Annotated in this window: 11 protein-coding genes; 9 read left to right on the top strand and 2 right to left on the bottom strand. The window is 36.4% G+C overall.

From position 1 onward, the window contains the following. Positions 1-41: 41 nt before the first annotated feature. Together JCM15579_RS01685 and JCM15579_RS01680 are read right to left on the bottom strand one after the other, a co-directional pair. Complete coding sequence (locus JCM15579_RS01685) at positions 42-602, bottom strand: cob(I)yrinic acid a,c-diamide adenosyltransferase (protein ID WP_054714815.1); 561 nt, start codon at positions 600-602, stop codon at positions 42-44. A gap of 97 nt (positions 603-699) precedes the next feature. Beyond that, positions 700-1,428: a hypothetical protein gene (locus tag JCM15579_RS01680; RefSeq protein WP_054714812.1), complete on the bottom strand. Its 729-nt coding sequence runs from the start codon at positions 1,426-1,428 to the stop codon at positions 700-702. Positions 1,429-1,520: 92 nt separating this feature from the next. Between JCM15579_RS01680 and recG the strand changes: the two genes are divergently transcribed. The 9 genes from recG (at position 1,521) to JCM15579_RS01635 (ending at position 12,760) form a co-directional block, all read left to right on the top strand. Beyond that, a complete protein-coding gene (gene recG / locus JCM15579_RS01675; protein WP_054714809.1) occupies positions 1,521-3,626 on the top strand; it encodes an ATP-dependent DNA helicase RecG in 2,106 nt (701 codons plus the stop codon). Between the two features lie 521 nt (positions 3,627-4,147). Beyond that, positions 4,148-4,576 (top strand): SoxR reducing system RseC family protein, encoded by a 429-nt coding sequence (locus JCM15579_RS01670; RefSeq protein WP_054714806.1) that lies wholly within the window; start codon positions 4,148-4,150, stop codon positions 4,574-4,576. A 4-nt stretch (positions 4,577-4,580) separates the two neighbouring features. After that, positions 4,581-5,531 carry a Fe-S cluster domain-containing protein gene (locus tag JCM15579_RS01665; RefSeq protein WP_054714803.1) on the top strand — a complete coding sequence of 317 codons (951 nt, stop codon included), beginning with the start codon at positions 4,581-4,583 and terminating at the stop codon, positions 5,529-5,531. A gap of 15 nt (positions 5,532-5,546) precedes the next feature. Further along, a complete protein-coding gene (rsxC, locus tag JCM15579_RS01660) occupies positions 5,547-6,875 on the top strand; it encodes an electron transport complex subunit RsxC (protein ID WP_054714800.1) in 1,329 nt (442 codons plus the stop codon). A gap of 71 nt (positions 6,876-6,946) precedes the next feature. After that, positions 6,947-7,942 (top strand): RnfABCDGE type electron transport complex subunit D, encoded by a 996-nt coding sequence (locus JCM15579_RS01655; protein ID WP_054714796.1) that lies wholly within the window; start codon positions 6,947-6,949, stop codon positions 7,940-7,942. 2 nt (positions 7,943-7,944) lie between these two features. Continuing rightward, positions 7,945-8,553, top strand: coding sequence for an RnfABCDGE type electron transport complex subunit G (locus tag JCM15579_RS01650; protein WP_054714793.1), 609 nt, complete (start codon positions 7,945-7,947; stop codon positions 8,551-8,553). After that, the gene (locus JCM15579_RS01645; protein ID WP_054714789.1) at positions 8,553-9,137 is read left to right on the top strand and encodes an RnfABCDGE type electron transport complex subunit E; all 585 of its coding nucleotides are present in this window, start codon (positions 8,553-8,555) and stop codon (positions 9,135-9,137) included. The genes JCM15579_RS01650 and JCM15579_RS01645 overlap by 1 nt, the downstream gene beginning before the upstream one ends. 11 nt (positions 9,138-9,148) lie before the next feature. Beyond that, positions 9,149-9,721: an electron transport complex subunit RsxA gene (gene rsxA / locus JCM15579_RS01640; protein WP_054714787.1), complete on the top strand. Its 573-nt coding sequence runs from the start codon at positions 9,149-9,151 to the stop codon at positions 9,719-9,721. Between the two features lie 246 nt (positions 9,722-9,967). Further along, entirely contained in the window at positions 9,968-12,760 is a 2,793-nt protein-coding gene (locus JCM15579_RS01635) for a PAS domain S-box protein (RefSeq protein WP_306305803.1), read from the top strand. Positions 12,761-12,959: the final 199 nt, after the last annotated feature.

Genomic DNA, 12,959 nt, shown 5'->3' with positions numbered 1-12,959 from the left:
TAGGTTCCTTTATTCTGCGAATATAATTTTTTTTTCCGAATTTACAAGTCCGGCTCCCATTTTATTTCAACGGCCCCAACATCCTTTAAAACCTTGCGCGACAACACAAACAAGTAGTCCGACAACCTATTTAAGTACTTCAACAATAAGGGATTTATGTCAATTTCTGTTGACAATTGATTGGCTCTTCTCTCTGCCCTGCGGCAAACGGTTCTTGCAATATGGCAAAATCCATTTAATGGACTTCCTCCAGGCAGCACAAAATTATTCAATTCAGGAAGTTCTTCATCCATTCGATCCATCTCCGATTCCAATAATAAAATATCATCTTCACAAAGATTTAACTTTTGTTTTAAGTCTGACTTTTCATCATCAGTAGCCAAACGAGAACCAATCAAAAACAACTTATTCTGTACAATATTTAATACTTCCAGAGTTTTTGCCTCTATTTGATGAGATCGAATCAAACCGATGTAAGAGTTCAATTCATCTACAGTTCCGTAGGCTTCTAATCTCAAATGATATTTAGGAACACGAGTTCCACCAATAAGCCCGGTAGTTCCCTTATCGCCTGTTTTTGTATATACTTTAAATTTATCCATTGCTATATTTTTAAGCTAATATTTACATGTTTGGCAGTAAATATATGCAGCTATAACAAAGATAAAATTTTTTATTATTTAGAACGATTCTAAGAATTTATTTTTTCTGATCCCGCAAAGAAATTAAAATTCCAACAGAATGCATATTCAGGCAAAAGTCAAATTTACTATCCTGGTTTAGATTTTTCCAAGCTTCCATTAAAACAGGGTTTCTATTCATATTCTGAAAAACAAGTACAGAAGTTCTGCTCAAAAATTGTTTATACTGCTTTTTAAACATCTCAATGTCTGCATTATTTGCTGAATTCGATATTACCACAAAATCAAGATCTTTTAACTCCTCAAAATGTAAAGATTCAATATTCTCAATATTAAGTTGCCTTTTGAATATTTTATCATTTATCTCTCCATTTTTAATGCAATCTCCAATACAATAAAGTTTAATTCTTGAATCGACCTTAGCCATATAAGCTTTCGTATATCCAAATCCATTCCCTATAAACAATGGCTTTTTTACTTGATAATAATTCATCAAGCGAAAAATTAAACGATCCACATCCTTTCCTCTTTTTAGGTTTACGATTTCCTCCTTCAGATAATTTGCACGACTAGCACTAAGGGCAGATGATTTACAAGATGATCTAAGCAGCTTTATCGCCAATTCTCTGGTTTGTTGAAGGTCACGAAAAGCATAATAATGAAGTTTAGCTCCAAATACATTAGTTATCAAATCAATTGCAATTGGCAAATGTTCTCCAAACCCCTTTCGGCGATATTTTTTTAAACGAATTAATCTTTTTTTTAATTGATAACGAATTCCACTCATGCTAGTGTTTAAGTATATTTGGCGAATTAAATTGTACATTTGAGTTACTCAAAAATTAAAATTATTAGATTTTTTCAACTTTCAATATTTAAATGTCTGAATTAGCTGGTCTGGATATAAAATTTTTAGCTGGAGTTGGTCCCAAAAGAGCTTCCATTTTAAACCAAGAATTATCGATTTATAGTTACGAGGATTTGTTGTATCATTTTCCTTACAAATATATCGATAGAACCAAATTCTACTCAATTAGAGAAATCAACTCAAAACTACCTTACATTCAGGTAAGAGGCCAAATCACAGGCATCGAGACTTTGGGCGAAAAGCGTCAACAACGTTTGGTTGCGTATTTTACCGACGGTGAAGATACCATGGAATTGGTCTGGTTTAAAGGCATTAAATACATAAAAGGCAATCTAAAGCCAAATACAGATTATATTGTTTTTGGAAAACCTTCTGAATTCAATAGAAAAATTAATGTTGTTCATCCAGAAATAGAAGAAACCAGTAAAAGCAATGGAAAGATTAATGCGTCGCTTCAATCTTTTTACCTGACTACTGAAAAAATGAAAAACAGCTTTCTGAATTCAAGAGCAATTCAGAAACTACAAGAAAATGCACTCAAATCAGTAAATGGAAAAATACCGGAAACTTTACCTGCACCACTAATCAAAAGACTGGGATTAATCAACTTGCACGAAGCATTGCTACAGATTCATTTCCCCCAAAATACCGAAATTCTTAAAAAAGCGCAATATCGCTTAAAGTTTGAAGAGTTGTTCTACATCCAACTCAACATACTTAAAATGAAAATGAAACGGAAAATCTTATACAAAGGACATCCGTTTTCAAAAATAGGAGAATACTTTAATACATTCTACCAAAACAATTTACCTTTTGAATTAACCAATGCACAAAAGCGAGTAATTAAAGAAATCCGTAAAGATGTTGGTTCTGGTAAACAAATGAATCGCTTGCTACAGGGGGATGTAGGTAGTGGTAAAACCATGGTTGGGCTGATGTGTATGCTTATGGCTCTTGACAATGGTTGCCAGGCATGCCTAATGGCTCCTACCGAAATTCTGGCAACACAGCACATGGAGAGCATTTCTGAATTTCTGGAAGGAATTGATGTGAATGTTGCTTTGCTTACTGGCTCCACAAAACAAAAGGACAGGCGCAGAATACACGAAGATCTAAAAAGTGGCGAATTACAAATTTTGATTGGTACACATGCCTTGCTTGAGGATGTTGTACAGTTCAATAATCTTGGGTTAGTAATTATCGATGAGCAGCACAGGTTTGGTGTAGCGCAGCGTGCGCGATTATGGAAAAAGAATAACATTCCTCCTCACGTACTGGTAATGACGGCAACTCCAATTCCAAGGACTTTAGCCATGACCTTGTATGGCGATTTGGAAGTTTCGGTAATCGATGAATTGCCTCCGGGAAGAAAACCCATCCAAACGGTTCACTATTTTGAGAACAAAAGACGCCAGGTTTATCAGTTCATGAAAAAGCAAATCGATTTGGGAAGACAAATCTATTTGGTATATCCGATGATTAAAGAATCGGAAAAAATGGATTATAAAAATCTGGAAGAAGGATATGAAAGTGTAGCCAGTTTTTTTCCTCCTGAAAAATATGGCATAAGCATGGTTCACGGAAAGATGAAACCAGCCGAAAAAGATGCTGAAATGCAAAGATTCGCACAGGGCGAAACCAAAATCATGGTGGCAACCACAGTAATCGAGGTTGGTGTTAATGTCCCCAATGCATCGGTAATGGTTATTGAAAGTACCGAAAGGTTTGGTTTATCGCAGTTGCATCAGTTACGTGGTCGTGTTGGTCGTGGTGCCGAACAATCATATTGTATTCTAATGTCATCCTATAAGATTTCCAATGAATCGAGAAAAAGAATTGAAACCATGGTAAGAACCAATGATGGTTTTGAAATTGCCGAAGTAGATTTAAAACTGAGAGGTCCAGGAGATATTGAAGGAACTCAACAAAGTGGAATTTCATACGATCTAAAAATAGCTAATCTCGGTAAAGATGGTCAGTTATTGCAATATACACGAGATGTTGCGCAAGAAATTCTTGACAATGATCCGCTTCTGGAAAAAGAAGAAAACTTCACTTTAGCCAAGCAAGTAAAAAGACTTAGTAAGACTAAAATCAACTGGAGTGTAATTTCATAGATTAGAATTTTCAAGAAAAAACCACGTATTATAATCAGCAATAACCGTTATCTATATTTTTTTCTTTTTTCTTAATATCTCAAACAATAGCAATAGACTAACTTACAATCGTTTCTTCGTGATTTTTGAATTCATAGAGAATATTAAATTATCCATGATTTATTTTAGTTTCATTACTTACAATAACAGATTGTTTACGTTCAATTCATTCATGAAATGCTTTATGTATCGAATTATTTACAAACATTCTAAATTATCAAGCTCGCGGAAAACACTAAAATTAGCGATTTTTTTCTTGAATAGCCGAAACTTGCTGTAATCAATACAGATACATGAAAAATTGTAATCTCTACATTACAAAAGTAAGGAAGTCCCTCTATTTAAACACGCTATAAATAGACTTTTTCAGGATGGAATGTGCCCTAAAGTGTTAATTTTGTTGCCATGTGTTAAATAACATACCTATTTAAAGGTACTGATATACAACAAACAAGCACATACTAAATAAAAGGGGCTAAATCATGAGTAATCCCAAACAAATTGATCACGAGGGAACTATCCTGGAAATTAAGGATGGTAAGATTACGGTCGGAATTGTTAATGTTTCGGCCTGTGCAGGATGTCATGCCAAAGGAGCATGCACGATGTCTGACATGAAGGAGAAATCAATTGATGTTATTGATTACAGCAACAAGTATTCAGTTGGAGAAAAAGTTAAGTTAACATATCGCGAGTCTTTAGGATGGTTTGCTTTAATGTTGGCCTATGTAATTCCTTTTGTTCTTGTACTACTTGTCCTTTTTATAGCAACAGCATTTACTAACGACGAATTAATAAGTGGATTATTGTCATTGGCAATTTTACCTCCTTATTATATCATATTGTCCTTTTTTAAAGGACGACTAAAGAAAACGTTTTCATTTACAATAGAAAAAATCGTAAACATTTAATTCTATGAGCATTATAGCTATCACTATTCTGGCTTTGTGTGCGATTGGTGTTACAGCAGCAATTATCCTGTATTTTGTAGCCCAAAAATTCAAAGTATACGAAGATCCTCGTATCGACGAGGTTGAAGAAGCATTGCCTGCAGCAAACTGCGGTGGTTGTGGTTATCCGGGTTGTAGAGGTTTTGCCGAAGCATTGGTAAAAGCCGACGACATCTCAAACTTCAACTGTCCTGTTGGTGGAGCAGCAGTAATGTCACATGTAGGTGCCCTTTTAGGACACGAAATTAAAGCAGCAGACCCAACTGTTGCAGTTGTTCGTTGTAACGGAACTTGCGAAAATCGTCCGAAAACAAACCAGTATGATGGAGCAGCCTCTTGTTCTATCGCTGCATCACTTTACAGTGGCGAAACTGGTTGTCAGTATGGATGTTTAGGACTAGGCGAGTGTGTTGAAGCATGTAATTTCGATGCAATGTACATGGATGAAGAAACGGGTCTTCCTGTTATCATTGAAGACAAGTGTGTTTCTTGTGGTGCTTGTGTTAAAGCTTGTCCAAATAACATTATTGAGCTTCGTAAAAAAGGGCCTAAGAGTCGTAGAATCTTTGTTTCATGTGTTAATAAAGACAAAGGTGCTGTTGCGAAAAAAGCTTGTAATGTTGCATGTATTGGTTGTCGCAAGTGTGAGAAAGAATGTCCTTTCGATGCAATTACCGTAGAAAACAACCTTGCTTACATCGACTACAACAAATGTAAGTTGTGTAGAAAGTGTGTGGTAGTTTGTCCTACAAATGCAATACATGAATTAAACTTCCCTCCTCGTAAAGAGAAGCCTGCTGCAAATCCTGATGCTAAAACAGTAAAACCTGTAGCTACTAAAGCGGAAGTTCAAGATGCTCCTAAAGCTGAGCCTAAAGCAAACGATTCGAAGGATGAAACATCTGATAACAAATAAATAGGAGGATAATCAGTGTTAAAAACATTTTCTATAGGAGGTATTCATCCAGCAGAAAACAAACTATCTGCTGAAAGCGCAATCCAGGTATTGCCAATACCCCAAATGGTTAGCATTCCAATTTCACAACATATTGGTGCTCCTGCTACACCAATCGTTAAAAAAGGCGACGAAGTAAAAGTAGGACAACTAATTGCTAAATCTTCAGGATTTGTATCTGCAAATATTCACTCTTCTGTTTCCGGAACAGTATTTAAGGTGGATGAAATTATGGATGCCAGTGGTTTCCGCAGAACATCAGTTATCATCAATGTTGAAGGCGATGAATGGTTAGAACATATCGATCGAAGTGAAGAATTGGTAAAAGAAATCAGCGCAAGTAAAGAAGAAATTATCAAACGAGTTGGCGATGCGGGTATCGTTGGTTTAGGTGGTGCTACTTTCCCTGCTCATGTTAAACTTTCAGTTCCTCCAGGAAAAACTGCTGAAGTTTTAATCATTAATGCCGTTGAGTGTGAGCCTTACCTAACCTCTGACCACAGAATCATGTTGGAAAAAGGAGATGAAGTATTGGTTGGGACTCAAATCTTGATGAAAGCACTTGAGGTAAACAAAGCGATTATCGGCATTGAGAATAACAAACCCGATGCAATTGCTCACCTTACAAAACTTGCTGCAAACTATAATGGAATTGAGATTTGTCCATTAAAAACACAATACCCTCAAGGTGGTGAAAAGCAATTAATTTCTGCAACCATTAAGCGTGAAGTTCCATCTGGAGCTTTACCAATTGAAGTTGGTGCTGTTGTTCAGAATGTTGGTACTGCTTATGCAGTTTACGAAGCAGTTCAGAAAAACAAACCTTTAATTGAACGCGTTGCTACCATTACTGGTAAATCATTGAAAAATCCTTCAAACTGGATGTTCCGTATTGGTACTCCAGTAAAAGATATCATCGAAGCTGCAGGTGGAATGCCTGAAGATACTGGTAAAATTGTAGGTGGAGGTCCAATGATGGGGAAAGCATTATCGAGTATTGATGTGCCATTGACAAAAGGTAGTTCTGGATTATTGCTTCTTCCTAGAGAAGAAACTGCACGTAAGGCTACCAAAGCTTGTATCCGCTGTGGTAAGTGTGTTTCTGTTTGTCCTATGGGGCTTGAACCATACTTGCTAATGGTATGTGCTGATAAGAAAGATTACGAGCGCTTAGAAAAAGATGCAGTAATGGATTGTATCGAATGTGGTTCTTGTAGTTACACTTGTCCTGCAAACCGTCCTTTATTGGATTACATCCGATTGGGAAAAGGTAAAGTAGGCCAAATTATGAGAGCACGCAAATAATTAGCAATTAACAATGAGTAATTAATAATACTCATTCACTCATTTACAAATAAACTAATTAACAAATAGATATGAACACCAAAGTACTTGTCGCACCATCTCCGCATGTTCATAGTGGAGATTCCATACAGAAAAATATGTATGGTGTGGTATTTGCGATGCTTCCGGCGCTGCTATTTTCGTTCTTTTACTTTGGATTAGGAGCACTTGTTGTTACCCTAACCGCCGTAGCATCATGTTACTTATTCGAATTCTTAATTCAAAAATACATTCTAAAGACTGAAGTTACTATTAACGATGGTTCTGCCCTTATTACTGGTATTCTTTTGGCCTTCAACGTACCATCAAACCTTCCAATCTGGATCATCATGATTGGTGCATTGGTTGCAATTGGTATTGGTAAAATGACATTTGGGGGATTAGGAAACAACGTATTCAACCCAGCATTGGTTGGTCGTGTTTTCCTTTTGATTTCTTTCCCTGTTCAGATGACCAGCTGGCCAGTGTCTAAAGGTTTAACCAGTGGATATATTGATGTAGAAACTGGAGCTACTCCTCTTGCCATCATTAAAGAAGGATTGAAAAACGGTCAATCTCTTTCATCATTAATGGACAAAATTCCTTCAAACATGGACATGTTCCTTGGAAACATGGGAGGCTCTATGGGTGAGATTGCAGGTGCTGCTTTAATTCTAGGCTTGGCTTACATGTTGATTCGTAAGATCATCACCTGGCACATTCCTGTTGCTGTGATTGGCTCTGTAGCTATCTTCACAGGCATTCTTCACATGGTGAATCCTGAAGCTTATGCAGGACCTATGTTCCATATTTTAACAGGAGGTTTACTTTTGGGAGGTATTTTTATGGCTACCGATTACGTAACTTCTCCAATGTCTAACAAAGGAATGATAATCTATGGTATAGGTATCGGTGTCCTTACTGTAGTAATCCGTGTATTTGGAGCATATCCTGAAGGAGTTTCATTTGCCATTCTTATTATGAATGCATTTGTACCACTAATTAACGTATATGTTAAACCTAAGCGTTTCGGCGAAAAAAGGAAATAATCATGGCTGGTAAAAAAGAATCTACATTTATAAATATGGTTCTGGTGTTGCTTATTGTAACACTGGTTGCCTCAGCTGCTTTAGGTGGACTTTACGAGTTAACCAAAGAGCCTATCGCCGCTGCTAAATTGGCTAAGAAATTAAAAGCGATTAAGGAAGTAGTTCCTGAATTTGATAACAACCCAAGCGAGGAAATGTATTCTGTTGAGATGCCAACAGGCGACCTTTTGGAATTCTATCCTGCTAAAAAAGGAGACGAATTGGTCGGCACAGCCGTTAAAACATTCACAACCAATGGTTTTTCCGGATACATCTGGATCATGGTGGGTTTCAAACCTGATGGAACAATCAACAACTACTCTGTCTTGGAACACAAGGAAACTCCTGGTTTGGGAACCAAAATGGCAGATTGGTTTAAACCTACCGATCCTGCTAAAGCAAAAGCTAGCGTCATCAATAAAAATCCTGGTAAAACCAACTTCACTGTAAGCAAAGATGGTGGTGATATTGATGCAATCACAGCTGCTACAATTAGCTCCAGAGCTTTCCTTGATGCAGTTCAAACTGCATATAAAGAGTATAACAAGAAAATGGAGGGAGGAAATAAATAATGACACACAAAGAAAATTTTCTAAAAGGTTTTTTCAAAGAAAACGCCGTATTCACATTACTTTTAGGGATGTGTCCTACTTTAGGGGTTACCTCATCTGCCATCAATGGTTTGGGTATGGGATTGGCTACAACTTTTGTACTAATCATGTCAAACCTTGTTATTTCATTGGTAAGTTCACAAATTCCTGATAAGGTAAAGATTCCATCATTCATTGTAATCATTGCATCCTTTGTAACCATGGTTGACTTGGTGATGGCGGGTTATGTACCTGCTCTACACGAGCAATTGGGGGTATTCATTCCTTTGATTGTTGTGAACTGTGTTGTATTGGGACGTGCTGAAGCTTTTGCATCAAAGAACAAACTGGTTCCTTCAATTATAGATGGAGTTAGTATGGGATTGGGTTTTGCTATGGCATTAACCATGCTAGGTGCAATTCGTGAATTTTTTGGTTCGGGAAAAATGTTTGGAGTAACATTGTTCAACGAAACCTATGGAATGTTAGTATTCGTATTGGCACCTGGTGCTTTTATCGCATTAGGATACTTAATTGCATTTATTAACCGAGTAAGAAAAGCATAAGGAGAATCATCATGGAATTTATTGTAATTATAATATCAGCAATCTTCGTTAACAACGTAGTATTGATGCAATTCCTTGGAATTTGTCCTTTCCTTGGAGTATCGAAGAAAGTATCTACAGCGGTAGGTATGACAGGAGCAGTTACTTTTGTGATGATTCTGGCAACTATCGTAACTTATTTAATACAACATTATATCCTTAATCCATACGGAATTGGATTCATGCAAACCATTTCTTTCATTTTGGTTATTGCATCCCTTGTACAATTGGTTGAGATTATTTTGAAAAAAGTAAGTCCTGCATTATACCAGGCATTAGGTGTTTTCTTGCCTCTTATCACTACCAACTGTGCTATTTTAGGTGTGGCTATCATGACCATTCAGAAAGACTACAACCTGCTTGAAGCTGTGGTTTTCTCAGGAGCATCGGCAATTGGTTTTGGTTTGGCATTGGTATTGTTTGCCGGATTAAGAGAACACTTAGACTTGGTTGAACTACCAAAAGGAATAAAAGGAACCCCAGCTGCGCTAATTGTAGCTGGATTATTGGCAATGGCCTTTATGGGATTCTCTGGAATCGTATAAATCAAAATACAATTGATTATATTTCATAGGCAGCTCAAAATGAGCTGCTTTTTTTGTTGCATAAATTTCCCTCTACGTAAGCAATAATAGCACCTTTATCAAAAATCTTGTGTAAATCCATAAGAATAACTAACTTAGGAATGGAAGTCGCTCAAATGTGACCATAATCAACCACTAATTACACACTAAATACAGGCGAAGCTAAATGCTTAATAAGTTAAAATTTCGTACTAGAGTGCTTGCCGGATTCGGACTTATTCTACTGTTTACGGTATCATTTTTCGTCCTCTCTATTTTCCAAGTAAAAAACTTCGTTCAGAATCAGAATTTATTTATAATCACGCCTATACAGTAAGCAATAGTATTCGAGATATAAATACGCACATTCAAATCATGGAGAGTGCTATGAAAGATGTCTTGCTTGCTACCACTCAGGAGGAGTTCGATCAAGCAATTGACACCATTAACCTATATCACCTTAAGGTGGAAGCTGAATTTGACATTGTCTATAATAATTTTTTAGGCAATGGAAGAGATGTTGGTGAAGCCCACCGTGCCTTTATGGATTGGGAAGATATCAGAAATCAAATTATCGATTTAAAAGTTAGTGGCAAAGAACTTACAGCAAAGAAAATGGTTGATGGCATGGCAGCAAACCATCTGAATAAGCTTAAGGAAAAAACCAAAGTGCTGACTGATTTTGCAGAAAACAAAGCTGATTCCAGCTATAAAGAAGCATCGGAAATGCATAACGCCACGTTGTTTTGGTTTACGATTATATCGGTGATAATTGTACTGTTTTGTATCGCTATTACCTATGTAATTTCAGATAGCATCTCCCGACCAATTAAGAATTATATTTACAAAGCTCAAGCCATTTATCAAGGACAAGGTCATGGCTCGGTAAAAAGAATTAGCGAGGAAAGCTTATTAAACCATTCTATCACTGAATTAACCGAAACCTATACCAAACTTCAGAATGAAATATTGGAGCGTGAGAAAGGCGAACAAACCATTCGCGAACAATATCAGGAAATTCATGATTATTCAGAACAATTAAGATCATTTAATGAAAAACTGGAAGAAAGGGTTAAAGAAAGAACTACTGCCCTTGCGACAAGTGAAGAAAAGTATAGAAACCTAATTAATGGTAGTACTGATATTATTTTGGTAAACGAATATTTAGGTGATGGTTCTTCCAAATTGATCGAAGCAAATGATACAGCCTGTATATTGCTGGGCTATTCTCGTGAGGAATTGCTGCAACTTACCCTTCACGACTTCATTGAAAATTTAGATAATGACTACATTGTAGATTCGATAAAAAGACTTACCCGAGAAAAGCAATTTACCAGTGAACAAATGTTTATTTCCAAGTATGGTAAAAAAACTCCGATGGAAACAGTGAATCAACTGGTAACCTTACAGGGAAAGCATGTAATTCTTTCCACTGCGCGTGATATCACAGAAAGAAAGAATGCTCAGCAGGCAATTATTTCCAGCGAACGTAGATTGAAGAAGATGATTCACAAGTCACCTCTTCCTATTGTAATTACTGATGAAAATAACGATATCGAATTCTTTAATGATAAGTTTATTGAGCAGTTTGGTTATAGCTTAAATGACATTCGAACTTCTGAAGAGTGGTATGCGAAGTGTTATCCTGATGAAGAATACAGAAAAACTGTTATTGCCAGTTGGGAAAAAGCCACAGAAAAGGCAAAGCAGGACAATACGGATATCGAGAAACAAGAATTTCACATTAGCACTAAAAATGGAGATCAAAGGCATTGTGAATTCTTCATGGTTCCTTTCGATACCTCCTCCATGATTATCATTAATGATATTACTCCTATCATTAATTCGCAAAGTGAATTGGTAAAAGCTAAGGAGAAAGCCGAAGAAAGTGATCGTTTAAAGTCTGCATTCCTTGCGAACATGTCACACGAAATCAGAACCCCAATGAATGGTATCATTGGTTTTGCCGACATGCTTAGAAAGCCTGGAAAAACCGATGAACAACAAAATGTATACATCGACATCATTTACAAAAGTTCAAATCAGCTATTGAAAATTATCAATGATATTCTTGACATTTCGAAACTGGATGCTGGACAAACCATTATCAAGGAAACTCAATGCTCGATAAATTCAATTTTAGATGATTTGCATCTGCAATTCAGCAAAGAGAATATTGCTGATGATGAAATTGAATTTAGAGTTATTAAATCATTGCCAAACGAAAAAACTCTGGTAGTAACCGAAGAAAGAAAACTGAGACAGGTGCTTTCTAACCTTCTGAATAACGCATTTAAGTTCACCTCATCAGGATCCATTGAGTTTGGTTATAAGCTTTTAAAAGACAATCTCCTGGAGTTCTATGTGAAAGATACTGGTATTGGTATTCAAAAAGAGAAACAAGATATCATCTTTGAACGCTTCCGTCAGGTTGAAGAATCCTTTACCCGTAAATATGGTGGAACAGGTCTTGGTTTGGCCATTTCGAAAGGTTTTGTAGAGTTAATGGGTGGAAAAATAAGAATGGCAACTGTGGAAGACAAAGGAACAACATTCTTCTTTACCATTCCTTATAAACCAGTAGATACCGATAATGTACCAGTTAAAAAGACCCCTAAGAAAAAAGATTACAAATGGGATGATAAGCTGATTTTGGTAGTCGAAGACGACGAAACCAACTACAAATATATCGAAGCAGCTTTAAAACCAACAAAGGTTAAAATTCTACATACCATATCAGGGAACAAGGCAATTGAATTAAGCCTACGAAACCCAACCATCAACTTGGTTTTAATGGATCTGCGTTTACCTGATATCAATGGTTTGGAAGCTACACAATCCATCAAAAAGATGCGTGATAACCTTCCTATTATCGCACAAACGGCAAATGCTTTCAGAGAAGATAAGAACAAGAGTATTGAAGCAGGTTGCGACGACTTTATTGCAAAACCTTTTGATGAAAAGAAATTGCTGGAAACCATTAACAAATACTTTAAAAAGAAAAAGAAGCTTAATGTATGATGCATTAAGTTATTGAAACAATTGCTCTTTTTGGGTAAGCAATTTCCATGTAATGATGTTTTAACTACTATTACAACGACGTTTTAATAAGTATTGTAGCATCATTTCAATTACTATTAAAAAGACATTTTAATTGGTGTTAGTATTACGTTACCGTCGTAACCACTATTACGTCGTCTTCACAACTATGCTTGCGTTA

Source organism: Marinifilum fragile JCM 15579 (assembly GCF_001310955.1).
GTDB lineage: Bacteria > Bacteroidota > Bacteroidia > Bacteroidales > Marinifilaceae > Marinifilum > Marinifilum fragile.
This window is presented reverse-complemented; position numbering and strand designations above follow the sequence as displayed.

Bases quoted from the DNA above. Each gene is read 5' to 3' on its own strand.
- JCM15579_RS01685 (WP_054714815.1), bottom strand. From the start codon at position 602: ATGGATAAATTTAAAGTATATACAAAAACAGGCGATAAGGGAACTACC.
- JCM15579_RS01680 (WP_054714812.1), bottom strand. From the start codon at position 1,428: ATGAGTGGAATTCGTTATCAATTAAAAAAAAGATTAATTCGTTTAAAA.
- recG (WP_054714809.1), top strand. From the start codon at position 1,521: ATGTCTGAATTAGCTGGTCTGGATATAAAATTTTTAGCTGGAGTTGGT.
- JCM15579_RS01670 (WP_054714806.1), top strand. From the start codon at position 4,148: ATGAGTAATCCCAAACAAATTGATCACGAGGGAACTATCCTGGAAATT.
- JCM15579_RS01665 (WP_054714803.1), top strand. From the start codon at position 4,581: ATGAGCATTATAGCTATCACTATTCTGGCTTTGTGTGCGATTGGTGTT.
- JCM15579_RS01655 (WP_054714796.1), top strand. From the start codon at position 6,947: ATGAACACCAAAGTACTTGTCGCACCATCTCCGCATGTTCATAGTGGA.
- JCM15579_RS01650 (WP_054714793.1), top strand. From the start codon at position 7,945: ATGGCTGGTAAAAAAGAATCTACATTTATAAATATGGTTCTGGTGTTG.
- JCM15579_RS01645 (WP_054714789.1), top strand. From the start codon at position 8,553: ATGACACACAAAGAAAATTTTCTAAAAGGTTTTTTCAAAGAAAACGCC.
- rsxA (WP_054714787.1), top strand. From the start codon at position 9,149: ATGGAATTTATTGTAATTATAATATCAGCAATCTTCGTTAACAACGTA.